The sequence below is a fragment of the Actinophytocola sp. genome (assembly GCF_050699915.1).
Lineage (GTDB): Bacteria > Actinomycetota > Actinomycetes > Mycobacteriales > Pseudonocardiaceae > Actinophytocola.
Genome location: NZ_JBOHGA010000090.1, coordinates 1 through 23,880, shown reverse-complemented (window position 1 = coordinate 23,880; position 23,880 = coordinate 1). Strand labels below are relative to the sequence as shown.

Annotated in this window: 22 protein-coding genes and 2 pseudogenes; 11 read left to right on the top strand and 13 right to left on the bottom strand. The window is 73.7% G+C overall.

Going from position 1 to position 23,880, the window contains the following annotated elements; genetic code table 11:
• On the bottom strand, window positions 1-323 hold a 323-nt coding region (locus ACRDSK_RS17720), incomplete at its 3' end, for a methylated-DNA--[protein]-cysteine S-methyltransferase (protein WP_431442157.1).
• Between the two features lie 81 nt (window positions 324-404).
• Here ACRDSK_RS17720 and ACRDSK_RS17715 point away from each other — a divergent pair.
• From ACRDSK_RS17715 to ACRDSK_RS17705, 3 genes and pseudogenes are all read left to right on the top strand, one after another.
• Complete coding sequence (locus tag ACRDSK_RS17715; RefSeq protein ID WP_431442156.1) at window positions 405-1,235, top strand: patatin-like phospholipase family protein; 831 nt, start codon at window positions 405-407, stop codon at window positions 1,233-1,235.
• A gap of 50 nt (window positions 1,236-1,285) precedes the next feature.
• Window positions 1,286-1,399, top strand: a pseudogene (locus ACRDSK_RS17710) (SAM-dependent methyltransferase); the annotation flags it as partial.
• A gap of 184 nt (window positions 1,400-1,583) precedes the next feature.
• Window positions 1,584-2,915, top strand: a complete 1,332-nt coding sequence (locus ACRDSK_RS17705) for a protein kinase domain-containing protein (protein WP_431442155.1) — start codon at window positions 1,584-1,586, stop codon at window positions 2,913-2,915.
• A gap of 28 nt (window positions 2,916-2,943) precedes the next feature.
• Here ACRDSK_RS17705 and ACRDSK_RS17700 read toward each other — a convergent pair whose 3' ends face one another.
• On the bottom strand, window positions 2,944-3,648 hold the full coding sequence (locus ACRDSK_RS17700; RefSeq protein ID WP_431442154.1) for a hypothetical protein: 705 nt from the start codon (window positions 3,646-3,648) through the stop codon (window positions 2,944-2,946).
• A 118-nt stretch (window positions 3,649-3,766) separates the two neighbouring features.
• On the opposite strand from ACRDSK_RS17700, the gene ACRDSK_RS17695 reads away from it, so the two are divergent.
• From ACRDSK_RS17695 to ACRDSK_RS17685, 3 genes are all read left to right on the top strand, one after another.
• Complete coding sequence (locus ACRDSK_RS17695; protein WP_431442153.1) at window positions 3,767-4,222, top strand: hypothetical protein; 456 nt, start codon at window positions 3,767-3,769, stop codon at window positions 4,220-4,222.
• A complete protein-coding gene (locus ACRDSK_RS17690) occupies window positions 4,219-4,716 on the top strand; it encodes an RDD family protein (RefSeq protein ID WP_431442152.1) in 498 nt (165 codons plus the stop codon). Before ACRDSK_RS17695 ends, ACRDSK_RS17690 begins: the two co-directional genes overlap by 4 nt.
• Window positions 4,717-4,879: 163 nt before the next feature.
• Window positions 4,880-5,866 (top strand): NAD-dependent epimerase/dehydratase family protein, encoded by a 987-nt coding sequence (locus ACRDSK_RS17685; RefSeq protein WP_431442151.1) that lies wholly within the window; start codon window positions 4,880-4,882, stop codon window positions 5,864-5,866.
• Window positions 5,867-5,896: 30 nt separating this feature from the next.
• On the opposite strand, the gene ACRDSK_RS17680 is transcribed toward ACRDSK_RS17685, so the two are convergent.
• From ACRDSK_RS17680 to ACRDSK_RS17670, 3 genes are all read right to left on the bottom strand, one after another.
• Window positions 5,897-7,021 (bottom strand): DUF4872 domain-containing protein, encoded by a 1,125-nt coding sequence (locus tag ACRDSK_RS17680; protein WP_431442150.1) that lies wholly within the window; start codon window positions 7,019-7,021, stop codon window positions 5,897-5,899.
• A 197-nt stretch (window positions 7,022-7,218) separates the two neighbouring features.
• Complete coding sequence (locus ACRDSK_RS17675; RefSeq protein WP_431442149.1) at window positions 7,219-8,259, bottom strand: uroporphyrinogen decarboxylase family protein; 1,041 nt, start codon at window positions 8,257-8,259, stop codon at window positions 7,219-7,221.
• A 78-nt stretch (window positions 8,260-8,337) separates the two neighbouring features.
• Entirely contained in the window at window positions 8,338-9,735 is a 1,398-nt protein-coding gene (locus tag ACRDSK_RS17670) for an FAD-binding oxidoreductase (protein ID WP_431442148.1), read from the bottom strand.
• Window positions 9,736-9,856: 121 nt separating this feature from the next.
• On the opposite strand from ACRDSK_RS17670, the gene ACRDSK_RS17665 reads away from it, so the two are divergent.
• Both ACRDSK_RS17665 and ACRDSK_RS17660 read left to right on the top strand, forming a co-directional pair.
• Window positions 9,857-10,348 (top strand): flavin reductase family protein, encoded by a 492-nt coding sequence (locus tag ACRDSK_RS17665; RefSeq protein WP_431442147.1) that lies wholly within the window; start codon window positions 9,857-9,859, stop codon window positions 10,346-10,348.
• A gap of 71 nt (window positions 10,349-10,419) precedes the next feature.
• On the top strand, window positions 10,420-11,388 hold the full coding sequence (locus tag ACRDSK_RS17660; protein WP_431442146.1) for an alpha/beta hydrolase: 969 nt from the start codon (window positions 10,420-10,422) through the stop codon (window positions 11,386-11,388).
• Here ACRDSK_RS17660 and ACRDSK_RS17655 read toward each other — a convergent pair.
• Window positions 11,381-11,830: a group II truncated hemoglobin gene (locus tag ACRDSK_RS17655; RefSeq protein ID WP_431442145.1), complete on the bottom strand. Its 450-nt coding sequence runs from the start codon at window positions 11,828-11,830 to the stop codon at window positions 11,381-11,383. The genes ACRDSK_RS17660 and ACRDSK_RS17655 overlap by 8 nt on opposite strands.
• Before the next feature lie 80 nt (window positions 11,831-11,910).
• Here ACRDSK_RS17655 and ACRDSK_RS17650 point away from each other — a divergent pair, with 80 nt between their 5' ends.
• Window positions 11,911-12,558 carry a class I SAM-dependent methyltransferase gene (locus ACRDSK_RS17650; protein WP_431442144.1) on the top strand — a complete coding sequence of 216 codons (648 nt, stop codon included), beginning with the start codon at window positions 11,911-11,913 and terminating at the stop codon, window positions 12,556-12,558.
• Here ACRDSK_RS17650 and ACRDSK_RS17645 read toward each other — a convergent pair.
• Window positions 12,555-15,173 (bottom strand): hypothetical protein, encoded by a 2,619-nt coding sequence (locus ACRDSK_RS17645; RefSeq protein ID WP_431442143.1) that lies wholly within the window; start codon window positions 15,171-15,173, stop codon window positions 12,555-12,557. The two genes, ACRDSK_RS17650 and ACRDSK_RS17645, sit on opposite strands and share 4 nt — an antisense overlap.
• Before the next feature lie 180 nt (window positions 15,174-15,353).
• Window positions 15,354-16,382 (bottom strand): LacI family DNA-binding transcriptional regulator, encoded by a 1,029-nt coding sequence (locus ACRDSK_RS17640; RefSeq protein ID WP_431442142.1) that lies wholly within the window; start codon window positions 16,380-16,382, stop codon window positions 15,354-15,356.
• 137 nt (window positions 16,383-16,519) lie between these two features.
• Between ACRDSK_RS17640 and ACRDSK_RS17635 the strand changes: the two genes are divergently transcribed.
• Together ACRDSK_RS17635 and ACRDSK_RS17630 are read left to right on the top strand one after the other, a co-directional pair.
• Complete coding sequence (locus ACRDSK_RS17635; RefSeq protein WP_431442141.1) at window positions 16,520-18,019, top strand: acyl-CoA synthetase; 1,500 nt, start codon at window positions 16,520-16,522, stop codon at window positions 18,017-18,019.
• A gap of 61 nt (window positions 18,020-18,080) precedes the next feature.
• A complete protein-coding gene (locus ACRDSK_RS17630) occupies window positions 18,081-18,722 on the top strand; it encodes a DUF4230 domain-containing protein (protein WP_431442140.1) in 642 nt (213 codons plus the stop codon).
• A 28-nt stretch (window positions 18,723-18,750) separates the two neighbouring features.
• Here ACRDSK_RS17630 and ACRDSK_RS17625 read toward each other — a convergent pair whose 3' ends face one another.
• The 5 genes and pseudogenes from ACRDSK_RS17625 to ACRDSK_RS17605 form a co-directional block, all read right to left on the bottom strand.
• The gene (locus ACRDSK_RS17625; RefSeq protein WP_431442139.1) at window positions 18,751-20,265 is read right to left on the bottom strand and encodes an NADH-quinone oxidoreductase subunit C; all 1,515 of its coding nucleotides are present in this window, start codon (window positions 20,263-20,265) and stop codon (window positions 18,751-18,753) included.
• The gene (locus tag ACRDSK_RS17620; RefSeq protein ID WP_431442138.1) at window positions 20,262-21,701 is read right to left on the bottom strand and encodes a proton-conducting transporter membrane subunit; all 1,440 of its coding nucleotides are present in this window, start codon (window positions 21,699-21,701) and stop codon (window positions 20,262-20,264) included. The genes ACRDSK_RS17625 and ACRDSK_RS17620 overlap by 4 nt, the downstream gene beginning before the upstream one ends.
• Window positions 21,701-22,381 (bottom strand): hypothetical protein, encoded by a 681-nt coding sequence (locus ACRDSK_RS17615; RefSeq protein WP_431442137.1) that lies wholly within the window; start codon window positions 22,379-22,381, stop codon window positions 21,701-21,703. Before ACRDSK_RS17615 ends, ACRDSK_RS17620 begins: the two co-directional genes overlap by 1 nt.
• Window positions 22,382-22,394: 13 nt before the next feature.
• Window positions 22,395-23,342, bottom strand: coding sequence for a respiratory chain complex I subunit 1 family protein (locus ACRDSK_RS17610; protein WP_431442136.1), 948 nt, complete (start codon window positions 23,340-23,342; stop codon window positions 22,395-22,397).
• Window positions 23,343-23,445: 103 nt separating this feature from the next.
• Window positions 23,446-23,880 (bottom strand): annotated as a pseudogene (locus ACRDSK_RS17605) (proton-conducting transporter membrane subunit); the annotation flags it as partial.

The window sequence follows — 23,880 nt, the reverse complement described above, 5'->3', positions numbered from 1 at the left end:
CGCGACCGGTCGCCCAGGTCCGCGGCGAGCTCGCCGTAGGTTCTGGTCTCCCCGTAAGGGATCTCGCCGATCCGCCGCCACACGGCGCGCTGGAAGGAGTCCCCGCCGGTCCGCACGGGCAGGTCGAACGCCTGTCGCCGGCCGGCGAAGTACTCGCCCAGCTGCCGGGTCGCCTCGGCGAACCCGCGGTCGTCGCGCGGCCCGAACGTGGCGGGGTCGGGCCGGTACCAGTGGTGCCGGAAGTAGACGCCGGCGAGCACACCGTCGTCGGCGACGAGGGTGAGCTCGCCGACGGGCGAGTCGATGACCGTGTGCGTGTTCATGTGTGTCACACCCCTTCCACCCGGTAGACGCCCGAGCGCGGCGGTTCGTGAGATTGGGGGCGGAGGCGTCATGATGTGACCATGACGCGGCGCGCACTCGTCCTCGGCGGCGGTGGGATCACCGGGATCGCCTGGGAGTGGGGAATCCTGTCCGGACTGAAGGCCGCCGGGGTCGACCTCGGCGACGCCGACCTCGTCGTGGGCACGTCGGCCGGCTCGGTGGTCGGGGCGCAGGTCGCCACCGGGTTGGACTTCGCCGACCGCTACGAGGCGCAGCTCGTGCCGCCGGACGGGGAGATCGCCGGCGTGCTCGGGCCCGGCCTGCTGCTGCGCTACGGGCTCGCGATCGTCAGCGGCCCGCGGGCACCGCGCAAGGTGCGCGTCCGGATCGGCAAGCTCGCCGAGCGTGCCAGCACGGTGCCCGAGGCCGAGCGGGTGGCGGTGATCGAGTCGCGGCTGCCGGTGCACGAGTGGCCCGAGCGGGAGCTGCGGATCACCGCGGTCGACGTCGAGACCGGCGAGTTCCGCGCCTTCGACCGCGCCGCGGGGGTGTCGCTCGTCCTCGCGGTCGCGGCGAGCTGCGCGGTGCCCGGCGTGTGGCCGCCGGTCACCATCGACGGGCGGCGCTACATGGACGGCGGCGTCCGCTCCGGCGCGAACGCCGACCTGGCCGCCGGCTACGACCGGGTCGTCGTGCTCGCGCCGCTCCCCCGCGGCGTCGGCACCGGCGCGGCCGCGCAGGTCGAGGCGCTGCGGGCGTCAGCACGGGCGGAGCTGGTGACGCCCGACCGGGACGCGCTGAAGGCGTTCGGGCGCAACGTCTTGGACCCAGCGAAGCGGGCCGCCGCCGCGCGGGCGGGGCTGGCCCAGTCCGCGTCCGTCATCGAACGGGTGCGGTCGGTATGGAGGTAGCTCCAGCGGGCGCGGCATGCGGTGAGTAGATGAACACCCCGACTAGGTCGACCGCGGAGAACACCCACGAGATCGTGCAGCGCACCAACGACGAGGCCCGCGTCGTGTACGTCGACAACGACCCGGTGGTCCTCGCGCACGTCCTCGAGCTGATCAAGCCCAACGCGCTCGCCGAGCCGGGCCCGGCCCCGTGCGACGAGTGGTGGCCGGACGCCCGCGGCTGGCGCCGCCGAGCAAGGCGGCGCAGTGCGTCATCGGCGCGGTGGGCCGCAAGGCGTGACGCCGGCTCGCCAGGGGATCGGTCGTTGCGGCGATGTCGGACGCCCGTGCGCGCTAGCGTGGTCGGCGATGGAACCGGGTGACCTGCTCGCCGAGCGATACCGCCTGCTCGCCCTCATCGGCCGTGGCGCGATGGGGATCGTGTGGCGCGCGGGTGACGAGCGGCTCGACCGGGTCGTCGCGGTCAAGGAGCTGCTCCTCGACCCGGCGTCCGACGACGAGCAGACCGCGGAGGCCACCGCCCGTGCGACGCGGGAGGGCCGCATCGCCGGGCGGCTGCGGCACCCGAACGCGATCGCCGTGCACGACGTCGTCGAACACGAAGGCCGGCCGTGCCTGGTCATGGAGTACCTGCCGTCGCAGAGCCTCGGCGCGGCGATCGAGGCGCGCGGGACACTGCCGCCGGACGAGGTCGCCGCGATCGGCCTGCAGGTCGCCGACGCGCTGGCCGAGGCGCACGCGGCCGACATCGTGCACCGGGACGTGAAGCCGGACAACATCCTGATCACCAAGGACGGCACCGCGAAGATCACCGACTTCGGGATCTCGCGCGCGGCCGGCGACGCGACGGTGACCGCGACCGGGTTCATGGCCGGCACGCCGGCCTTCCTCGCCCCCGAGGTCGCGCTCGGCCACGAGGGGGACTCGCGGTCGGACGTGTTCTCCTTCGGCGCCACGCTCTACGCCGCGCTCGAGGGCGCGCCGCCGTTCGGCGTGGACGACAACCCGATCGCGATGCTGCACAAGGTCGCCTCCGGCGAGGTCCGGCCGCCGGAGCGGGCCGAGGAGCTGACCGGGCTGGTGATGTGGCTGCTGCGCCGCGAACCCGGGGAGCGGCCGTCCATGCGTGGCGTGCACGACGCGTTGAGCGCCGCCGCGAAGGGCCAGCCGCTGCCGGAGTACCACCGGCCCCCGCCGACGCTGATGCTGCCCGCCCGCCGCGTCTCTCGCCGCACGGTCCTGACCGGGGTCGCCGCCGCCGGGCTGGCGGCCGCCGGCGTGGCGGTCGGCGTGCTCATCGGCAACACGGAGTCGACCGGGTCGACCGGCACGCCCGGCCCGGCCTCGTCGACCACCGCGTCGACTCCGCCCGAGCCGGCCTGCACGGCCCGGCTCGAGATCACGAACTCGTGGGACGCCGGCTACCAGGCGGAGGTGACCCTCGACAACGAGAGCGCCGAGGCACTCGCCGGCTGGCGGGTCCGCTGGACACTGCCGGACGGCCACGAGATCAACAACCTGTGGAACGGCGTGGACTCGCAGGACGGCGCGGCGGTGACCGTCACGAACGAGGAGTACAACGCCACCGTGCCGGCGGGCGGGTCGACGACGTTCGGCATGGTCGTCGACGCGACGAACCAGGACCGGACCGAGCCGGAGCTGACCTGCGAAGGCGACTGAACGGCCGACGTGGCTCAGAGGACGTGGCTCAGAGCAGGTCGCGCAGGACGGTCTCCGTCTTCGTGGTGACGGAGTCGTCCGGCTTGAGGCCGTGGCGCTCCAGCTCGGCGGCGAACAGGGCGCGCCGCGCGGTCGCCTCGGCGTCGGTGGCGCACCGCAGCGACAGCTCGAGGTAGGCATGGGCGCCCCAGCTCCACCGCTGCGCCCGCAGCCCGGGCATCGGCGCGGCGGGCAGGTCCGGCCAGGTCAGCGACACGACGGGGCCCACGTTCCGCACGTCGCGCAACGGCTGGTCGAGGGTGTCCGCGCAGTTGCGCACGAAATGCTGCTGCTCCGCGGTGAGCAACCCCTTGCGTGGTCCGGCGAGCAGCTGCCCGACACCTGAGTCGTAGGCCGCCTCGACGCTCGCGGCGAGGACCTTCCGGTGCGCCCAGTCGTGCACGACCCGGAAGGCCGCCCGGTGCTCGGTGCCCGGCCGCCACCGGCCGATCAGCCGGCCGCGGTCGGCCGGGCGCAGGAGCACGGTGACGTCCCCGGAGTCGTCGCCGCGGCGGCGCACCCGGAGCACGACGTGGCGGCCGTACAGCCGGGGGTCGCCGGCGTCGTCGAGCGTGTCGACGAAGTAGACCTCGTGCCGCCGGGCCACCCGGTCGGCCAGCCCGAACGCGGCGAGCCCGGCGGATACCTGGTCGGCGGCCAGCGTGAACTTGACCTCCGTGCCGATTCCAGCCATGCCCGCACTCCGCCCCTCCGCCCGCAACCCACTCTCGCTCGCGCCGGCCGCGGCGTTACGGCATCTCACCTCCTGCGCGTGAGCCGGAGCCGGCGGATCGGGGGTGAAGATCGGTGGCGTGGCAGAACAACCAGGGCCGACACCCCAGGCCGCCGACGCGCTGCTGGCACTCGCGGTGCTCGGGATCCGCACCGGGCTGCGCGTGGGTGGCGCGGTCGCTCGCACCGCACGCCCGGTCACCGACGTCGTGCTGCGGCCGGAGAACTGGCCGAGCCGGCGGCTGCGGCTGCTCGCCGAGACCGGCTTCCACCAGCGGCAGGCCGCGGTCGCGGAGGCGACGCGGCTCTACCGGACGGTGGTGCCGGCCGTCGTCACCGACGTCGTCGACCGGCTCGACCTCGCCCGGATGGCGCGCGGGGTGATCGACGAGATCGACCTGCCGGAGATCATCCGGGTGTCCACCGGCTCGGTGGCCTCGGAGAGCATCCGCGACGTCCGGATCCAGGCCATCCAGGCCGACCAGGCGGTGGCGCGCTGGTTCGACCGGGTGCTGCGCCCGCGGCCTGTGGGGTGACGGGCGACTCGGCGTGGCTCTCGTCGGTTCCAGAGGAGGCGAGGGCACACCAGGGCGGCCGCGCCGGCGTGGTCAGCCGGGTGCTCGCCGCGCTGATCGACCTCGTCGTGCTGTTCGGCATGCTCGGCAGCGGCTACCTGGCGCTCGCCGGACTGCTGTTCGTGATCGACCCGGTGTCGTTCCGGTTTCCCGCTCCCCCGCGTGGCGTGGTCCTGGCGGTCGCCGGGGTCGTGCTCGTCGGCTACCTCACCGAGTGCTGGACGGTGACCGGCCGCACCTACGGCGACCGGGTGCTCGGACTGCGGGTGGTCGACCACCGGGGCCGCCGGCTGCGGCACGGCATGGCGCTGGTGCGGGCGGTGTGCTGCACGGTGCTGCCGATCGGCCTGCTGTGGGCCGCGGTCAGCGCGCGCCGGCGGTCGGTGCAGGACCTGCTGCTGCGCACGGCGGTGATCTACGACTGGAGCCCGCACACGCACCACGAGCCGGGGTGAGCCCGGGCAGGTCGAGCACGGACAGAAGAATCCCGCGGTGCTGCCGGGTCGGGGGTCCGACAGCACCGCGGGATCAATAGCGTCATCGTGGCCCGGCGCCCGGGCGTTACACGCGCCGGAAAATAATCGGCCCACATCGGTACGCGTCCGTACGCTGTGCCGCGTGGCAGCAGACAAAGTGCTGGTGACAGGCAGTGCCGGACACCTCGGGGAGGCGTTGGCCCGAACGCTGCGTGACGACGGTCACGACGTCGTCGGGGTCGATCTGCTCGACTCGCCGTTCACCTCCGTGGTCGGGTCGATCGCCGACCGGGACGTGGTGCGCGCGTGCCTGTCCGGCGTGCGGGCGGTGCTGCACCCGGCCACGCTGCACAAGCCGCACGTCGGCTCGCACGACCGGCAGGCGTTCGTCGACACGAACGTCACCGGCACGCTCAACCTGCTCGAGGAGTCCGTCGCGGCCGGCGTGGAGAGCTTCGTGTTCACCAGCACCACGAGCACGTTCGGCCGGGCGCTGACGCCCGGGCGCGGCGAACCGGCCGCCTGGATCACCGAGGACGTCGTGCCCATCCCGCGCAACGTCTACGGCGTGACGAAGACCGCGGCGGAGAACCTGGCCGAGCTCGTCCACCGCGATCACGGCCTGCCGGTGCTGGTCCTGCGCACCTCGCGGTTCTTCCCCGAGCCCGACGACCGCGACGAGGTCCGAACCGCCTACCGCGACGCGAACGTCAAGGCGACCGAGTACCTGTACCGCCGGGTCGACCTCGCCGACGTGGTCGACGCGCACCTGCTCGCGCTGGCCCGCGCGCCCGAGCTCGGCTTCGACCGGTTCATCGTCAGCGCCACGACCCCGTTCACACCCGCCGACCTGCCCGAGCTGCACCGCGACGCGCCGAGCGTGGTCGCCCGGCTGTTCCCCGACCAGCCCGCCGAGTACGCCCGTCGCGGCTGGCGGATGTTCGGCGAGATCGACCGGGTGTACGTCAACGCGCGCGCCCGGGACGTGCTCGGCTGGCGCCCGCGCTACGACTTCCGGCACGTGCTGGACCGGCTGGCGGCCGACGAGGACCCGCGCAGCCCGCTGGCCAGGACGGTCGGCGCGAAGGGCTACCACGCGGTGTCGACCGGCCCGTACACCGTGCGCTGAAGCCGGCACGGTGTACGGGCGCGGGTTCGCCTAGCTGTCTCGGCCGGGGAGGGCCAGGGCCGCCGCCTCCTCGGCGTCGGCCAGCTCGGGCAGCTGCGCGGCCAGGTCCGCCGGGTCGGCGTCGGCCGTGCTCTCGAGCAGCTTCGCCCAGCGGTGGCCGAGCTCGGTGTAGGTGGCGGCCGCGTCGGCGAGCTTCGCACCGTCCTTCGTACCGTCGAGCAACGCCGCCGCCTCGGCCAGGAACGCCGCGAACAGCGGCCGGGACGCGGCCTCACCCAGTCCCCGGCGCACCGACAGCATCCCCGCCCGGCGCGACTCGTCGTCCGGGCACAGCGTCGGCCAGCCCTTGGGGTCCTTCTCGTCGGTGAGCATGCGCGCCCACTTGCGCAGGCCGGGGAGACCGAAGTTCCCGTCGTAGCTCGTCCGGCTCGGCTCGAGCAGGCACTCGGCGGTGCGCGCGATCGCGGCCCGGATCTCGGTGGCGAGCTCCGGCGGGTCGGTCGGTGTGCCGAACAGGAACAGGCCGCCGTACTTCTTCTGGTGTGTCCAGCGTGCCTCGAGCAGCTCGGGCCACGACATGGTGACCCGCCCGCCGGGCAGGCCGGTCACGGCGAGCTCGGCGCCCCGCTCGGCGATGGTCACGGGGCAGGGCAGGTACGGCACGGCCGGGTCGTCCGGGAGGTCGCCGGAGCGGCCGGACAGCCGCGTCTGGTCGATGGTCAGGACGACCTCCGGGGCCGCGGCGAGCGCCTGGCGCAGCCGCTTCTCGGCCGTCTCGGGAGTCGGCAGCTGCGCCACCCGCACCGGCACGCCGAGCCGCGCGCACGCGTTCTCGAGGAAGCCCCGCTTCTCGAAGTACAGGGTGTTGCACCTGCCGTCGAGCGCGATCGAGGTCCAGCCGTCGTAGACGAAGACCATGTACTGGAACCCGATCCCGCCGCCGAGCCCGAACGCGAGCGCCTCGGTGAACGGCTGCCCACTGTGCGGGTTCAGCACTCCGGCGGCCGCGAGGGCGCGGGTGAGCGCCCCGGCGTCGGGGTCGATGGCCGGGCGTGGCGGCGGGGTGACGAAGTGCGCGCGGGCGGCGGTGTAGGACTCGCCGGTCTTCGCGGCGCGGGCGCGGACGAGCTTCTTGAAGTTCTTCTCGCGTGGCATCTCAGTTCCTGGTTCGGCGCCGGACGGAACGCTCCCCAGCAGCCGATCCGACGGCGTCGGTGACTGATTGCCAGCATGGACCACGGCCCGGGAGTTCGTCCCCCTTTGCCCCTGTGCCCGGCTCAGCTGGGGTGAGCCCGAGAGAGGTTCGGCGATGGGCCATCGCCACCGCGGAGCCTAGCACCGGGACCGTCCGCTCAGGCACCCCCGAGCTCGGCGCGCAGCAGCCGGGCCGCCCCGGCCATCGCGCGCATCTTGCCCTCCGCGGACTGGCGGGGCAGGTACTTCATCCCGCAGTCGGTGGCGATCACGACCCGTTCCGGGGCGACGTGGTCGAAGGCCCGCCGCACGCGCGCGGCCACCACGTCGTCCGGCTCGACGGCGTGGTCGGACAGGTCGACCACGCCGAGGATGATCGTCTTGCCGGTCAGGTCGGACAGCACGCCGAGATCCAAACCGGACTGTGCGGTCTCGATCGAGACCTGGTCCGCCGGGCAGTCGGCGAGCTCCGGCAGGAAGGAGTAGCCCGACGGCCGCTCGTGGATGATCGCCGCGTAGCCGAAGCAGATGTGCACCGCCGTGGTTCCGTCCACTCCGGACAGCGCGGCGTTCAGCGCGGCCAGGCCGTAGGCGCGCGCGGCGTCGGGTCGGGCCTGCATGTAGGGCTCGTCGATCTGCACGATGTCCGCGCCCGCGGCGAACAGGTCGCGGATCTCCGCGTTCACCGCCGCCGCGTAGGCCATCGCGGCCGCCTCGAGGTCCGGGTAGTGCTCGTTCTGTGCCTGCTGGCTCATCGTGAACGGGCCCGGCACGGTCATCTTCACCGGGTGCGTCGTGTTGGCGCGCAGGAACTCCAGGTCACCGACCTCGACCGGGTGCGGGCGGTGGATCGCGCCGGTGATGCGCGGCACCGGGTTGGGGTGGCCGCTGCGGTCCAGCGCCGTGCCGGGGTTGTCCAGGTCCACGCCCTCGAGCCGAGTGGCGAAGTGGTTCGAGTAGCTCTCCCGCCGGATCTCACCGTCGGTCAGGATGTCCAGGCCGGCCCGCTCCTGGGCGCGGATCGCGAGCAGCGTCGCGTCGTCCTGGGCCTGGTCCAGGGTCTCCGGCGCGACCCGCCACAGCTCCTTCGCGCGCACCCGGGGCGGGAAGCGCCCGGCGAGCTTCGCACGGTCGATCAGCCACTCGGGCTGGGCGTAGCTGCCGACAAGCGACGTCGGCAACAGAGGCAGCGATGGCACGGGCCCTCCTCGATGTCAGGGCGGCCCGAGGCGGGTCGCCCTGACATCGTCGAGCAGTGCGTGCGGCGGGGCAACGCCTCAGACGCCGGTCCCCGCCCGCGCCGGCCGGATGTTGTGCCCGCGGTTGAACACGTTGTCCGGGTCGATCTCGGCCTTGAGCTTCGCCAGCCGCCGGTAGTTCTCCAGCCCGAAGCCCGCGACGACCCGCTCCTCGCCCTCGTCCCCGATGAAGTTGAGATACACGTCGCCGGTCGACCACTGGCGGACGTCGGCCTGGAGGTTGCGCGCCCAGGCGCGAGCCCGGTCGTCGTCGGCCGGGTCGGTCCACAGGCCGAGCGGATGCACGACCCAGGAGTCGCTGCGGTTGAAGCCCGGCCACGCCCTGCCCCGAGCCACCGCGCCGCCCAGTGGCAGTAAAAGGTGCTGCGAGGGCGAAGGCACGATCATGTCGTCGGCCCGCTCGCAGAACCGGTCGAGCGCCTCGTCGGGCATGTCCTTCAGATGCTCGGCCGACCAGTAGTTCCGGAATCCCGGCGGGTCGTCGAGCATCGACTGCAGGTCGGCGTAGGGGATGTCGGTGACCACCTGGCCCTCGGGCGCCATCGCGAGCAGCGGAGCGATGTACTCGCGCAGCTTCTCCACCGGGCCGCAGTAGGTCGCGAGCACTGCGGCGCACAGCCTGCCCTGCAGGTGCGCCGGCACGAACTCCTCCGGCGGGCCGGTGAGGTAGAGGTACCCGCCGCCGAGCTCGTCGGGGGCGTTGGCCATCAGCGACCGGTACGCGCCGCCGACGGCCCGACCCTGCTCACCCGGCCACACCAGCAGCGCGATCGAGAACTCGGGCAGCTCGTGCAGCCGGAACGTGAACGCGGTGGCGATGCCGAAGTTGCCGCCGCCGCCGTGCAGCGCCCAGAAAAGCTCGCGGTTCTCCTGCTCGTTGGCGGTCAGCCGGCGGCCGTCGGCCGTGACGAGGTCCACCGAGAGGAGGTTGTCGCAGGCGAGGCCGAACTTGCGCTCGATCCAGCCGGAGCCGCCGCCGAGGGTCAGCCCCGCGACGCCGGTGGTGGACACCCGCCCGCCGGTGGTGACCAGGCCGTGCCGCTGGGTCGCGCGGTCGACGTCGCCCCACACCGCGCCGCCCTCGACGCGCGCGGTCCGCTGGTCGGGATCGACCCGGACGTCGTTGAGCCGCCGCATGTCGATCACGAGCCCGCCGTCGGCCAGGCACGCACCCGCGACGCTGTGCCCGCCGCTGCGCACGGCGACGTCGAGGTGGTGCAGCCGGGCGAAGTCGAGGGCGATGGGGATGTCCGCCGCGGTCTCGACCTGGGCGATCACCTGCGGCCGCGCGGTGATCATCGAGTTGAACACCGAGCGTACGTCCTCGTAGTCGGCCTCCTGCGGCGTCACGACCCGGCCGCCGAAGCCTGCCCGCAACGCGTCGATCGACGTCGGGTCGAGCTGATGTCCTGTCATTCGCTTCTCCTCGCTGCCTCCCAATAGGAGGGGGTCGCCCGCCTTGGCCGATCCGTTACGGAAAATCACCCCGAAAGTTCTTGACGAACCCGGTGATCTCACCGTCGGGTAGCGTCGCCCCATGGCGTCCACGGTGGACCGGTTCAACGAGCTCGTCGGCGCGCTGGACTACGCGATGCTCGTCGTCACGGTCACCGACGGCGAGCGGCGGGCGGGCTGTCTGGTCGGCTTCGCGGCGCAGTGCGGCATCGACCCGCCGCGGTTCATGGTCTGGCTGTCGAAGAACAACCACACCTACACGGTCGCGCGCGGGGCCGACGTGGTCGTCGTGCACCTGCCGACCGAGCGGAACCGGGCGCTCGCCGAGCTCTTCGGCAGCCGCACGGGCACCGACGTCGACAAGTTCGCGCACTGCGAGTGGCGCCCCGGCCCGGCCGGCACCCCGATCCTCGCCGACTGTCCACAGTGGTTCGCCGGCCGGGTGCTGAGCCGCCATGACACCGGTGACCACGAGGGCCTGCTGCTCGAGCCGACCGAGGTCGGCGAGGCGACCGGGTTGGGCCAGCTGCCCTTCCAGTCCGTCAAGCACCTGCGGCCCGGCCACGAGGCCTGACTCCGGACGGATCTTGTCCCCGAGGCCCAAGCGCAGCACGATGGAGTCACGGACGGCCGACGGAGGTCATCATGCGAATCCGGGCGCTCCTGCTCGCCCTTGCCCTGCTGTTCAGCCTCGTGGTCACGCTGCCGGCCAGCGCCACCTCCGCGGCCTCGGTCGCCCCCACGCGCTCCGGCGCGTGGGTCGTGCACGAGGAGCGCCTGAGCGACCGGCTGCTCGAGCTGACGGTCCACTCCGACGCCGTCGGCCGCGACGTCGGCGTGCGGCTGCTGCTCCCGCCCGGCTGGGACCGGGCCCCGCACCGGAGCTGGCCCACGCTCTACCTGCTGCACGGCTGCTGCGACGGCGACACCGGCTACCGCTCGTGGACGAACAACACCGACGCCGAGCAGCTGACCGCCCGGGCCGACGTGCTGGTCGTGATGCCGGAGGCCGGGCCGGCCGGCTTCTACTCGGACTGGCTGTCCGGTCCCGCCTGGGAGACCTTCCACCTGACCGAGCTGCGCCGGCTGTTGGAGCGCGAGTACCGGTCGGGCCACCGGCGCGCGGTCGCCGGCCTGTCGATGGGCGGCTTCGGCGCGCTGTCCTACGCCGCGCGCCATCCCGGCATGTTCCGGGCCGCGGCCTCTTACAGCGGAGTCGTGCACACCAGGTTCCAGAGCCCGGCCGGCGAGAACCTCGTCGCGACCCTCGTGCGCGGCTGGGGCCTGGACCCGGCCGCTCTGTGGGGCGACCCGGCCGAGCACCCCGACATCTGGGCCGCGCACAACCCGTTCGACCTGGCGCGGCGGCTGCGCGGCATCCCGGTGTACCTGTCCACGGGCAACGGGGAGCCGGGACCGCTCGACCCGCCGGACGCGCAGCCGGACGGTCTGGAGGCGTTCCTGGGTGGACAGTCGCTGGCGCTCGCGGACGAGCTGCGGGCCCACCACGTGAAGGTGCGCACCGACTTCTACGGTCCGGGGCGGCACGCGTGGCCCTACTGGGAGAGGGCGCTGCACCGCTCGTTCCCGATGCTGGTCCGGTCGATCACCTAGCGACCGCACCGTCCCAGGACCAGTTCGGCATCGGCAGCCCGGACGGGGGCGGCTCGTCCGGGTAGCGCAGCATCTCGGCCACCGCGGCTCGCATGTACGCGCGCATCGCCTCGCGGAACTCGGCGTCGGCGGGCAGCCCGGCGTCGTCCATGGCGGCGACGAAGCACTCGTAGAACCGCCGGCCGAGGTCGGTGAGGTCGCCTTCGCCGCTGTGCATGAGCAGCACCGCCGAGTGGCCCCCGCACGTCTCGGAGAACCGCGTCGGGCCGCCGAGGACCTCCGCCCAGTAGTCGGCGAGCCGCTCGGCATGCTGTGGATGCAGGCCGGGGTGGGAGAAGGGGTGGTTGAGCTCGGGATCGGCGAGGCAGCGCGCGTGGTGTGCCTCGGCCAGCGCCAGGAAGGCGGGCCGGCCGCCGGCGAACTCGTAGAGCGTGGGCCGCACGGTGTGAGACTCTCGCACACCGGCCGGAAGATCACCATCGACCCGGACGACGCACCCGGGCCCGGTGGGATGATCGGCTCGTGATCCGCACCCTGCCTCGCGTCGTGCCCGCCGCGCCGGGCAAGCCGGTTAGGCCGGAGGCCGTCGCCTCGCAGCGGCGATCGCGGGAGATCGCCGAGGACCCGGGCGTGTGGTCCGGCGAGTCGGCGCGCGAGGTCGTCCGGCGCTACACCCGGCTCGCACCCGAGTGGGACGGCGAACGCGGCGGCTACCGGCCGGTGCCACTCGCCGACGCGCTCGACCGCGGCGGGCCGTTCCCCGCCGGGCTCTGCGTGGAGGTCGGCGCCGGGACCGGCCTGCTCACCCCGCACCTCGCGGCGGTGTGGCCACGCGTCGTCAGCCTCGACCTCACCCCGGAGATGATGCGCCGCTCGCGGGCCCCGTGGCGCCTGATCGCCGACGCGTCCCGGCTGCCGCTGCCCGACGGGGCCGCGCGGGCCGTCGTCCTCGCCGACGTGCCGCTGTTCGCCGCCGAGGTGGTGCGGGTGCTCGCGCCGGGCGGTGTGGTGGTGTGGTCGAACGCGCTGGGCACCGACGCGCCGCACCACGTCCCGGTCGACACCGTGCGCACCGCCCTCGACGACGCCGCCCTCGACGACGCCGGCGGCCGCCGGTTCGCCGCGCTCACGGCGGAGGCCGGCTGGGGACTCTGGGCGGTACTGCGCTAGACCGGGCGGCCGCGGCGCAGGTCGATGACGTGACCGTCCAGCTCCATCCGCTCCGCGCCGAAGGGGATCCGCACCAGCGGGTTGTCCAGGTGTGGCCGCTCGTCGCCGAGGGCGTCGAGGTCCGCCGGTCGACCGTCCACTGTGAACGGACCGGTCCAGTCCAGCGCCAGCTCGACGCCGTGGCGGGTGCGGTAGGACACCGTGCCGTCGCCGTACCCCGGCTCGCCCAGCGCGGCGACGAACTCCGCGAAGCCGCCGTCGCGGTCGGCGTCGCCCACGACGCACACCCAGGCGAGGCCCGGGCCGTTCGCGCGCAGCTCCTGCCCCGCGGTCGAACCGGCCGCCAGCACCCGTGCACCGTCCTGAGTGGACAGCGCGACGTACCCGGCGCCTCGCCGACCGGCGAGCCACGTGCCCGACCGAACCCATTCGTCCATCGTGGACAGCGGGAACCACGCGTGCGTGTAGCCTGCCGGGTCGTCGGTCGGGATGCGGTACAGCGCGAGCACCGTGTCGCGATGCTGGCGGGCGCGCGGCAGGATCCGGTTGCCCGCCCAGGCGTTGGGCCGCGCCGAGGAGTGGACCGCGTCGTTCGGCGCGTGCGTGACGTAGACCTGGGTCTCCGGCCCGAGCGCCGCCGTCCAGATCAGCTCCTGCAAGCCGGGCAGTCCCCGGCGGTAGTCCTCCGCACAGCTCAGCATCGCGTGCGGCGTGCGGTACACGGCGAGGTCCGACGAGTAGGGCCGGGACAGCAGGTCGTGCTCGGCCCGGTAGGTGCCCCGGTACCGCTGGCGGCCGAACCACTCCCCGGAAAGCCGGCCGGCGGCGCGCACCGCGTCGGGCAGCACGTAGCGCCGGGCGGTGGCGAGCGCGGTCGCGGGCAACGTGGCGTCGTTCAGCGCGCCGACACCCCAGCACAGCCACATGATCGGCGCGGTCTCCTCGAACCGGGCCGAGCGCTGGGTGCGCACGTAGGAGCGCCCGTGCGCGGACACGTGGGCGCCCCGCCACGAGTTCGTCGCCAGCGTGAACAACGTCTTGTCGAGGAGCCCGGCGGCGAGCTCCACCAGCTCGCCGTCCGCGCCGAACTCCACGAGCGACACCAGGGCGAGCACGTCGATCGCGAGGTAGGCGTTGGAGTCGAACTCGCTGAACCCGCCGGCGAGCCGCGCGGTGAGCCACTCCCGGGCCAGCGCCGCGCCGTGCTCGGCGTGCCGCCTGCCGGTCCAGCCGGTGTTCGCGAACGTCTCGTCGGCGAACGCCTCCCCGGCCAGGTACTCCGCGGTGTGCCAGACCAGCTGGTGGTTCTCGGTGAAGTAGCACATCGCGTCCAGGCCGGGCTGGTCGATCCAGTACTTCATGCCCAGCAGCGCCTCGCGCACGGCCGCGCGAGTGTCGGCCGGTTCCGTCGACCAGGACGCCTCAGGCACCCGGTGCCACAGGTGCAGCAGGCCGAGCACCTCGAAGTCCGAACAGTCGGCCCGGTTCGCGAGCATCCCCAGTGCGTGCTCGAGCCGGTCGGCGCGCGGGGCGTGTGCCGGGTCCCGCGTCGCGGCGGCGAGCTCGGCGGCGCACCCGTTCTGCCCGTCCGCCGCGTGTGCCAGCACCTCCTCGCGCCAGGTGGCCGGGTCGCCCTCCGGTTCGCCCCGGTACCGCGGCCCCAGCACGGCGACGCCGAGGTCCCGGAACACCGGCGACGAGTCGTCGTCCAGCCACACCCGCGCGGTCAGCTCGCCGGTGCCCAGCATCGACGCCGAGCCGGGCCCCTCCTCGGCCGGCGTGCGTTCCAGCGAGACCGTCGCCCGGCCGTCGTCGAGGCGCACCCGCCGCTCGACGTCACCGACCCGCACCCGCAGCGGTACGCCGTCGGGCCCGGTGAGCTCCAGCCGCGGCTCGGTCATCCCCCATCGCGGCGTGCCGACCGCGTCGAGCAGCTGCTCCGCGAGCGCGGCGCGCTCCTCGTCCGCGCCCGGACTCGGCACCACGACGCGGACCGGCAGGCCGCCCACCCGCAGCCGCACCACCTGGCGGCATTCGCGGAAGCCGACCTGCCACGAGCTCACCACGACCGAGCTTTCCCCCGACGGCAGCCACACCCGGACCTCGTGCTCGATCGGCTCCATGTAGCTGACCATCCCGGTGGCCAGTACGCACTCGCCGTTGACGTAGAGCAGACAGGGCCCGGTGGACGCGAGCCGCAGCAGCCGCCACTCGGCCTGGTCGACCTCGAACACGGTGCCCGAGAGCGCCACCCGGTAGGCCGGGGTGAAGCAGAACTCGCTCCAGTCGACGAGCCCGTCGCCGGGGACGTGCACCCGGCGCCAGGTGTCCTCGTGGTCGGCGCCGGTCGGCCCGCGGTAGGCGACCGGGCCGCCCTCGACCACCTCGGGCAGCGACTGGTCCGTCCACAACGGACAGAGCTCGTAGAGCCGGCGCTTGAGCAGCGTGACGTCCGGGCCGTTCGTCAGCACCCACCGGCCGTTCTCGCCCCACGGGTCGCCGTCCGGTTCGAGCAGCTCCGCCAGCTCGGCGACCGGCTCCGACCAGCCGCCGGCGACCAGCCAGTCGCGGACTGTCGCGTTGTCGTCCAGCAGGTGCACGGTTCGCTGCGCCATTCGGCTCATCGTGCCTACCTGAACCCCGTCTGTGCAACGCCCTTGACGATCTGCCGCTGCAGGACCAGGAAGATGATCACGACTGGGCGCCACGTCCGCATCGGCTAGAAAGCGCTTACTATCATGGCACCCTAAGCCGCGTCGACAAGCCACGTCAACGCCACACGGTCGGTCACCGATTCACCGCGCGGGCAGCCCGCGGCCGGGCCGGGCGACCGAGTCGCGGACGATCAGCTCGACCTCGATCCAGCCGCCGGCGAGCCGGTCCCGCCCGCCCGCCGCCCGGCCGGCGGCGCGCACGCCCCTTTCGAACGGGATGCGCACGGTGGTCAGCGCGGGCACCACGTCCACGCACGCCGGCAGGTCGTCGAACCCGGCCACCGAGACCTCGCCCGGCACGTCGACGCCGTGCCGGCGCAGCGCCGCGACCACCCCGAGCGCCATGAGGTCGTTGGCCGCGACGATCGCCGTGACGCCGGGATGGCCGCGCAGCAGGCCGACGGCGGCCTCGAAGCCGGAGTGCCGGGAGAAGTCGCCGTGCACGGTCGCCGCCGCATCGAGGCCGTGCTCGGCGAGTGCGGCGCGGAACCCGTCGTGGCGCGCGGTCGTGGTGGTGTTGGCGGGCGGGCCGGCCACGTAGGCGATCCGCTCGTGGCCCAGCGACAGCACGTGGCGGGCCAGCGCCCGCGCGCCGGCCTCGTTGTCGAACGAGACCGACGGCACGTCCACGCCCGGCGGGGCCGGGCGCCCGCAGAGCACGACGTGCGTGCCGGCCGCGGTGGCCTGGGCGAGCAGGCGGGCGGTGGCTGTCTGGTGGCGCGGGTCCTCCGGGGCGCCGCCGGTCAGCACGATGCCGCGGACCCGTTGGCGCAGCAGCATGCCGAGGTACTTGAGCTCGTCCGCGGGCGAGCCCGCGGTGTTGCAGATGATGGCGAGCAGGTCGGCGTCCGCGGCCTCGCGCTGCAGCCCGCGGGCCTGGATCCCGAAGAACGGGTCGGACACGTCGTTGACGATCACGCCGATGACGTCCGAGGTGGCGGCGGCGAGCGCCCGCGCGGGGCCGTTGACCACGTAGTCGAGCTCGCGCAGCGCGTCGAGGACCTTGACCCGCGTCTGCGCCGCGACGGGGTAGTTCCCGTTGAGCACCCGCGAGACGGTGGCGGGCGAGACCCCGGCGAGCCGGGCGACGTCGTCCAGCTTCGCGGGCATCGCCGGCCTCCTCGCACTGTCGGGTCGACCACCTAGTCTAGTCGCTCATAGCAAGCGCTTTCTAGGAATTCGCGCGTCGTGGCCCGGGTCCGTGAAGGCGCACTTCGGCCGAGTCCGCCGTGTGGTAAAAGAACCGCATGCGCAACCAAGGCATCGGATCCTGGACCGCCCGCCGAGCGCGAATGTCGCCCGACCGCCTGGCCGTGGTCGACGACGGTCGCGAGTGGACATACGAACAGCTTCACCGGCGCAGCACCAGGACGGCGCACGCGCTCGCCAAGCTCGGCGTCGGCAACGGGGACCGCGTCGCCTACCTCGGGCCGAACCACGCGAACCTGCTGGAGACCCTGTTCGGCGCCGGGATGCTCGGTGCGATCTTCATCCCGCTCAACGCCCGGCTCGCGCCGGCGGAGCTGGCCTACATCCTCGGCGACAGCGGTGCGAGCGTCCTCGTGCACTCGCCCGCACACGCCGAGACCGCCGAGGCACTGGGCAAGGTCGTGTCGAAGACCGTGGACTTCGACACCTACGAAGAGCTGCTGGCCGACGCCTCCGAGGACCCGATCGACGAGCCGGTGGACCAGGAGGACATCGCCGTCATCATGTACACGTCCGGCACGACCGGACACCCGAAGGGCGCGGCGCTCTCCCACGCCAACGTCCACTGGAACAGCTTCAACCTGCTCATCGACGTCGACCTCGCCGGCGACGAGGTGACGCTGGTCAACGCGCCGATGTTCCACGTCGCGGCGCTCAACCAGACCGTCCTGCCCACGCTGCTCAAGGGCGGCACCGTCGTGCTCATGCCGGCCTTCAACCCGGTGCGCACGCTCGAGCTCATCAAGGAGCGGCGGGCCACCTACCTGTTCGGCGTGCCCGCGATGTTCCAGGCCATCGCCGCCACGCCCGGCTGGGCGGAAGCCGACCTGTCCTCGGTGCGCACGCTGATCTGCGGCGGCGCGCCGGTACCCGAGCAGGTCATCACCACCTACCAGGCGCGCGGGCTGACGTTCCTGCAGGGCTACGGCCTCACCGAGTCGGCGCCGAGCGGGTTGTTCCTGCGGGCCAAGGAGAGCACGCGCAAAGTCGGCTCGGCCGGCACGCCGTGCTTCTTCACCGACGTGAAGGTGGTCGGGCCCGACGGCGACGAGCTCCCGCCGGGCGAGCCGGGCGAGGTGCTCATCCACGGGCCGAACGTCATGCCCGGGTACTGGGAGAAGCCGGCCGAGACCGCGAAGGCGCTCTCCGAGGACGGCTGGCTGCGCACCGGCGACGTGGCCGTCACCGACGAGGAGGGCTTCCTCTACATCCGCGACCGCATCAAGGACCTCATCATCTCCGGCGGCGAGAACGTCTACCCGGCCGAGGTCGAGGACGCCATCCACAAGCACCCGGCCGTCGCCGACTGCGCGGTCATCGGGGTCAAGAACGAGCGCTGGGGCGAGGTCGGCCGCGCGGTCGTGGTGGTGCGCGACGGCGAGCAGCTGGAACCGGCCGAGCTGACCGAGTTCCTGGCCGGGCGGATCGCGAAGTACAAGGTCCCGGCGTCGGTCGTGTTCGCCGACTCCCCGCTCCCCCGCACCGCGTCCGGAAAGCTGCTGAAGACGAGCCTGCGCGCCACCTACGGCGACGGCTGACCGCTCGCCGCTCTGCGACCTCCCGCCCCCCGTGAAAAAATCGAGGGGTGAGGAGGTTGACATGCCAGTCACGCACCTCAGTCCTATGTGGAAAGTGGGGCGCACGGTCGGCATCGTCGTCGTCATCGTCGTCGCCGCGCTCTTCGTGGTCAGCAAACTGCCGAGCCTGAACCCGTTCGATGACCAGGAGGTCGACCGCAGCCAGCCCGCGCTGCTGCAGTCGGTCAAGGACCTCAGCCAGTACCACGCGGCGGAGGGCAACTTCCAGGTGGTCGTGGATCTCGAGCACGACGTCGCCTGGGTGCCGGACGTCATCGCGGGCAGCCGGACGTTGTTCGTGTCCGCCGGCACGGTCGACGCGTACGTCGACCTCGGCCGGCTGGCGGACGAGGCGCTGCGGGTGAACACCGAGAAGCGCACGGTCGCGGTCCAGCTCCCGGAGGCGAAGCTGGACAAGCCGAGCATCGACCAGAAGCGGACCTACCTGTACTCGCAGGAACGCGGCGTGTTCGACCGCGTCTCGTCGCTGTTCGAGACCAAGGACCAGCAGGAGTTCTACGTGATGGCGGAGGAGAAGATGGCCGCCGCCGCGAAGGACGCCGGACTCACCGAGCGCGCGGAGAAGAACACCCGCGCCATGCTGTCCGGCATGTTCAAGTCGCTCGGCTACACCGCCGAGTTCCCCGCCGACAGCGCCTCATGACTACAGCCTCGTAGCCACAGCCTCGTAGCTACAGGTCGTTGCCGGCGCAGGAGAGGTTGAAGCTGCGGTTGGCCAGCGGGAAGTCGGCCACGTCGGTGTCCGACAGGGCGAGCGGCAGCGCGGCCCAGTTGACGAAGCTCGGGTCGACGACCTTCACCCGGGTCAACGTGGCCTCGGCGGACAGCTCGACCCGATGGGTGATCGTGCCTCGCCAACCCTCCACGATGCCCACCCCCGTCGCCGCCACGGTGCGGCGGGCGAGCGGGGGCTCGACGGAGTGGTCGAAGCCGTGCTCGGACAGCGCGGTGATGAGCCGCACCGAGTCCGCGAACTCCGCCGCTCGCGCGAGGAACCGCGCCAGCACGTCGCCGTCGGTGCGCTCGTACGCGCGCGGCGGGTCGCCCGGCAGGAACGGGTGGTCGTGCCGGGCGTCGACGGTCAGGCCGCTCGCCCGGGCCACATAGCCCAGCGCGCCGTACTCGGCCGCGTCCGCCGCGGCGAGCACCGCGGTGCCGGTGAACCGGTCGACCACCACGCTGCTCGCGAGCGCGAGCTCCACGATCGAGGCCACCTCGGCGGCGAACTCGGCCAGTCGCTCGGGGTCGGGCAGCCGGCGGACCATCACACCGCCCGGGTGGATCGCGCCGCGCAGCAGCCGGTGGCCGGTGACCGCGTCGTTGACGCGCAGCAGCTCCTCCCGAACTCGCCGCGCGTGCGCCGCCAGCACGCCGTGCCCCGCGTCGCCGCACAGCGCGCCCAGGTCGGCCGCGTGGTTGTAGAGCCGCTCCAGCTCCAGCAGGATCGCCCGGATCCGCTGGACGTCCGGGGAGACCGGGTGCGCGCACGCGTCCTCGACCGCGAGGCAGAAGGCCAGCGTGTGCCCGATCGCGGTGTCGCCGCTGATCCGCTCGGCCAGCTCGATCCCGGCGGCCGGCGGGCGGTCCTGGAACATCCGCTCGATTCCTTTGTGGACATACCAGAGCCGGCCGCCCACGCCGCGAATCCGCTCGCCGTCGACCGTGAGCCGGAACTGGCTCGGCTCCATCACCCCGGCGTGCACCGGGCCGAGCGCGACCTCCGCCTCGTCGACCGGGGCCGGCACCTCGGCGGCGGCGAACTCCGGGGGCTCCCCCGCGGCGGCGAGCATCGGGTACCAGCCGCGCGGCCAGTGCCCGTGCCGGACCAGCCGCCGGGGCGCCGGGTGGCCCAGCGTCACGATGCCGAACAGGTCGTGCATCTCCCGCTCGAACCGGGCGGCCACCACGGACATGCCCGCCAGGCTCGGCACGGTCGGGGTGTCCCGCGGCACCGGCACGTGCACCTCGACCCGGCGGTCCGGGTCGGCGGCGGTGAACAGGTACACCGCGCGCAGACCGGTGTTGCCGGCGTCCTCGTGGCCGGCGACCAGAGCCACCCGGTACCCCTTGTCCAGCAACGACTTCGCCCGGCCGGGCAGGTCGTCCGGGCTGACGGTCAGCGCCGTGCGGTGCCGGCCGACGGAGTCGCCGGGCGGGCCGGGCGTGGGCGTGATCTCGGCGGTCATGGCGCCCCCGGTGTCGTGGAAACCGTTTCGGCGGCCTGGCGTAGCAGCGTGGCCAGCGGTTCGGCGGCCACCCCGAGGGCCGCGCAGACGACCAGGCCGCCGACCAGCGCGGCCGAGGTGGACACGGCGAGCGCCCCGGGGGCGGTGGCCGCGCCGGGACTGTCCGGCGGCTCGCCCAGCAGCATGCGGCTGGTGTGCGCGACGAGCGCCACGGCCATCGCGAGCACGAGGACCAGCGCGACCGCGACGAGCCAGCCGAGGCCGGCCGCGAACCCGGCTCGGGCGATGCCGAGCCCGCTCGCGAACAAGCTGAACGGCGGCAGCCCGAGCAGCGCGAGCACACCGACCCCGAACGCGCCGGCCAGCATCGGGTGCCGAGCGGCGAGCCCGCGCACACCCTCGGTCCGGTTCGTGCCGGTCACCTGGCGGATCCGCCCGGCGCCGAGTAGCAGCACCGCCTTGGCGATGGCGTGCCCGAGCAGGTGCAGCAGCGCCGCGGCGAGCGCGAGCGGGCCGCCGATCGCCGCGCCGAGCGCGACCAGGCCGAGCTGGCCGGTGCTCGAGTAGGCGAGCATCCGCTGGTAGTCGCGCTGGGCCAGCAGCAGCGAGGCGGCGACGAGCAACGAGGCGACCGCGAGCGCGGCCAGCAGCACCCGGCCGAACGTCGGCCCGAGCGCCACGTCGGCGACGGCGCGGACCCGCAGGATCGCGTACACCGCGACGGACGCCAGCACGCCCGACAGCAGCGCGGCCACCGGTGCCGGGGCCTGGCCGTGCGCGTCGGGCAGCCACGCGTGCAGCGGCGCGAGGCCCGCCATCGCGCCGAACCCCACCACCAGCAGCACGACCGCGATCCGCACACCGTCCACATTGGAGCCGACAGTCTCGAGGAAGACGACGCCCAGCAACGCCAGCGCGAGACCGGCCGAGCAGACCACCACGACCTTCCAGGCCGCCTCCGCGCCCGCCCGGCTCGCCCCCTGCCCCACCAGGAACCCGGTGGCCAGCACGGCGACCTCGATGCCCACCCACAGCAGGCCGAGGTCGGCGGCGAGCACCGCGAGCACCGTCGCCGCGAGGAACAGCTGGACCGCCACGCAGTGCCAGCGCGCGGTCCGACCGGTGGCCCGGCCGGCCTCGATCTCGGCGGCGAGATGGGCCGGCGTCGCGACGGTCGCGAGCAAGGCGACCGCACCGACCACGACGAGCAGGAACGCGGTGAGCGCGTCGGCCCGCAGCACGCCCGCCGCGGCGGTGAACTCCCCCGCGAACTCCCCCGACCCCGCGACCTCCACGGACGCGCCGACCGCGGCGGCCAGCACCAGGCCCGCGCTCACCGCGCCGACCCACGCCGTGAGCGGCCGCCAGCCGAGCACCGCGTACGCGACCGCGCCGAGCAGCGGCACGGCGAGCGGCGCGAACATGAATACGGTCATCATGAGTCCCGCAGCTCCCGAAGCTCGTCCAGGTCGGTGTCACCGATGGTCTCGGCCGTACGCACGGCTGACAGCTGCCGGATCACCAGCACCAGCAACACGTCCAGTGCCACGCTCACCTGCACGAGCAGGCCCAGCCCGGCGCCGGTGAGCAGCGCGACGGCGGTGATCCCGTTGTCCATCAGCACCAGCCCGGCCAGCTGCGCCAGCGCGCCGCGGCGGGTGACGAGCACCAGGAAGCCGATCAGCACGACGGCCACGCCGACCGGGATCGCCGCGCTCGCCTCACCCGTCACCCCGCCCGGGACGAGCTCGACCAGCGGCCGGCACACGGCGAACGCCAGCAGCGTCAGCGCGGCCGCCGCGAGCAGCGACACCGCCCCGCCGACCAGCGGCCGCGGGTCGTCCGCGGGCTGCCCGGCGGGTGGCCGGTGCGCGCGGCGCAGCAGGTAGGGCAGCAGGCACGCGCGCAAGACCAGGAGGCCGGCGGCCACCGCCCACAGCTGCACGGAGACCTGGTGGATGGCCAGCACCGCGCCGAGTCCGGCCAGCGCCACGCCCTGCAGGACGAACACCCGGACCACCACGGGCAGCCGGTGGCGCCACAGCGCCACCGCGGCCGTCAGCAGCAGCCCACCGCAGGCCAGGTCCAGCAGCTGCGCGTACAAGGAGTCATTCATGCGACCTCCCCTCTCAGGCCAGGAAGTAGGAGGCGGACACGGCCAGCAGGGCGAGCACGAACGAGCCCGCGAGCAGCCCCGGCACCCGGACCAGCCGCAGCCGGGCCACGAACACCTCGGCGACGGCCACCAGCACGCCGAGCACGGCGACCTTGACCACGAACGCGAGCACGCCGACGAGCACCGCGCCGGCGCCCAGCGTGGTCGCGATCCCCCACGGCGCGAACAGGTTCGCGAGCAGGCCCAGCAGCACCGCGAGCCGCATCGCCGACGCCAGCCGCACGATCGCGAGATCCGGGCCGGCGTAGTCGAGGACCGTGGCGCCGTGGACCATCGTCGACTCCTCGAGCGTGGTCGGGTCGGCCACCGGCCGCCGCCCGGTCTCCGCGACGACCGCCACCAGCAAGGCCGCCGCGGCGAGCAGACTGCCCGGCGAGACGACCCGGACCGGGTCGTCGAGCGTGGCGGACACGATCGAGCCGAGGTTGGTCGAGCCCGCGCGGGCGGCCACCGCGAGGATCGCGACCAGCAGCGTCGGCTCGGCCAGCGCGAGGATCGTGAGCCGCCGGCCGGCGCCCAGCGCGCCGAACGCGGAGCCGGTGTCCAGCCCGCCGAGCACCAGCGCGACCGCGCCCAACGTCAGCAGCGCGACGACCGCGAACAGGTCCGCCGCCGGGCCCACCGCCGACTCGGCCGCCACGAACGGCGCGACCACCGCGACCACGACCGTGGTCGCGAGCAGCAGCAGCGGCGCCGCGCGGAACACCTCGCCGGTGCCGCCCGGGTCGACCGACTCCTTGCCGAACAGCTTGCGCAGATCCCGGTAGGGCTGCCAGATCCCGGCGCCGACCCGGCCCTCGAGCCGGGCGCGCACCTTGTCCAGCACGCCGACCAGCAGCGGCGAGCCGGCGAGCAGCAGCATCGGCTGCGTCACACCGGCGACGATCCCCAGAGCACTCACGACGCCCCCTCGCAGGCTCGGTGCCGCCGCTCGCGGTCGCCCTGTGTTCGATGACTCGCTCCGCAAGCTCCGCGTGTTCGATGACTCGCTCCGCAAGCTCCGCTCATCGCGTCACCACCAGGATCGCGAGCAGCCCGCAGACCGCGTAGAAGCCGTAGCCGACGTAGCGGTGCACGCTGCCGGTGGCCAGCAGGCGGCCGGCCCGGCCCCACGCGTCGAGCAGGGCGAGCACGGGCCGGTAGAGGCGACCCTCTGTCCGCGCGGATCCGTACGCCGGCACGGCGAACGTCGTGGCCCGGCGCGGCGCCGGGCCGGCGCCACCGTCCCATGTGGACACCACGCGGCGGGCCCGGCGACCGGCGAGCAACCGCGCGGCGCCCAGGACCAGGGCGAGCGCGAGGGCCAGCGCGACCGTGAGGATCAGCGGCGATAGCGAGCCGGCGACCCCGGCCAGCCGCACGGTGACCGTGCCGGTCACCACCTTGTCGCCCGCCCCGAGCGCGACCCCGCTCGCGGTGCCGAGCGCGGGCAGCACGAG

What these genes read in the sequence shown, in the direction of transcription:
- ACRDSK_RS17715 (WP_431442156.1), top strand. Translation starts at nt 405, where the DNA reads ATGACGCGGCGCGCACTCGTCCTCGGCGGCGGTGGGATCACCGGGATC.
- ACRDSK_RS17705 (WP_431442155.1), top strand. Translation starts at nt 1,584, where the DNA reads ATGGAACCGGGTGACCTGCTCGCCGAGCGATACCGCCTGCTCGCCCTC.
- ACRDSK_RS17700 (WP_431442154.1), bottom strand. Translation starts at nt 3,648, where the DNA reads ATGGCTGGAATCGGCACGGAGGTCAAGTTCACGCTGGCCGCCGACCAG.
- ACRDSK_RS17680 (WP_431442150.1), bottom strand. Translation starts at nt 7,021, where the DNA reads ATGCCACGCGAGAAGAACTTCAAGAAGCTCGTCCGCGCCCGCGCCGCG.
- ACRDSK_RS17670 (WP_431442148.1), bottom strand. Translation starts at nt 9,735, where the DNA reads ATGACAGGACATCAGCTCGACCCGACGTCGATCGACGCGTTGCGGGCA.
- ACRDSK_RS17665 (WP_431442147.1), top strand. Translation starts at nt 9,857, where the DNA reads ATGGCGTCCACGGTGGACCGGTTCAACGAGCTCGTCGGCGCGCTGGAC.
- ACRDSK_RS17660 (WP_431442146.1), top strand. Translation starts at nt 10,420, where the DNA reads ATGCGAATCCGGGCGCTCCTGCTCGCCCTTGCCCTGCTGTTCAGCCTC.
- ACRDSK_RS17645 (WP_431442143.1), bottom strand. Translation starts at nt 15,173, where the DNA reads ATGGCGCAGCGAACCGTGCACCTGCTGGACGACAACGCGACAGTCCGC.
- ACRDSK_RS17640 (WP_431442142.1), bottom strand. Translation starts at nt 16,382, where the DNA reads ATGCCCGCGAAGCTGGACGACGTCGCCCGGCTCGCCGGGGTCTCGCCC.
- ACRDSK_RS17635 (WP_431442141.1), top strand. Translation starts at nt 16,520, where the DNA reads ATGCGCAACCAAGGCATCGGATCCTGGACCGCCCGCCGAGCGCGAATG.
- ACRDSK_RS17630 (WP_431442140.1), top strand. Translation starts at nt 18,081, where the DNA reads ATGCCAGTCACGCACCTCAGTCCTATGTGGAAAGTGGGGCGCACGGTC.
- ACRDSK_RS17625 (WP_431442139.1), bottom strand. Translation starts at nt 20,265, where the DNA reads ATGACCGCCGAGATCACGCCCACGCCCGGCCCGCCCGGCGACTCCGTC.
- ACRDSK_RS17620 (WP_431442138.1), bottom strand. Translation starts at nt 21,701, where the DNA reads ATGACCGTATTCATGTTCGCGCCGCTCGCCGTGCCGCTGCTCGGCGCG.
- ACRDSK_RS17615 (WP_431442137.1), bottom strand. Translation starts at nt 22,381, where the DNA reads ATGAATGACTCCTTGTACGCGCAGCTGCTGGACCTGGCCTGCGGTGGG.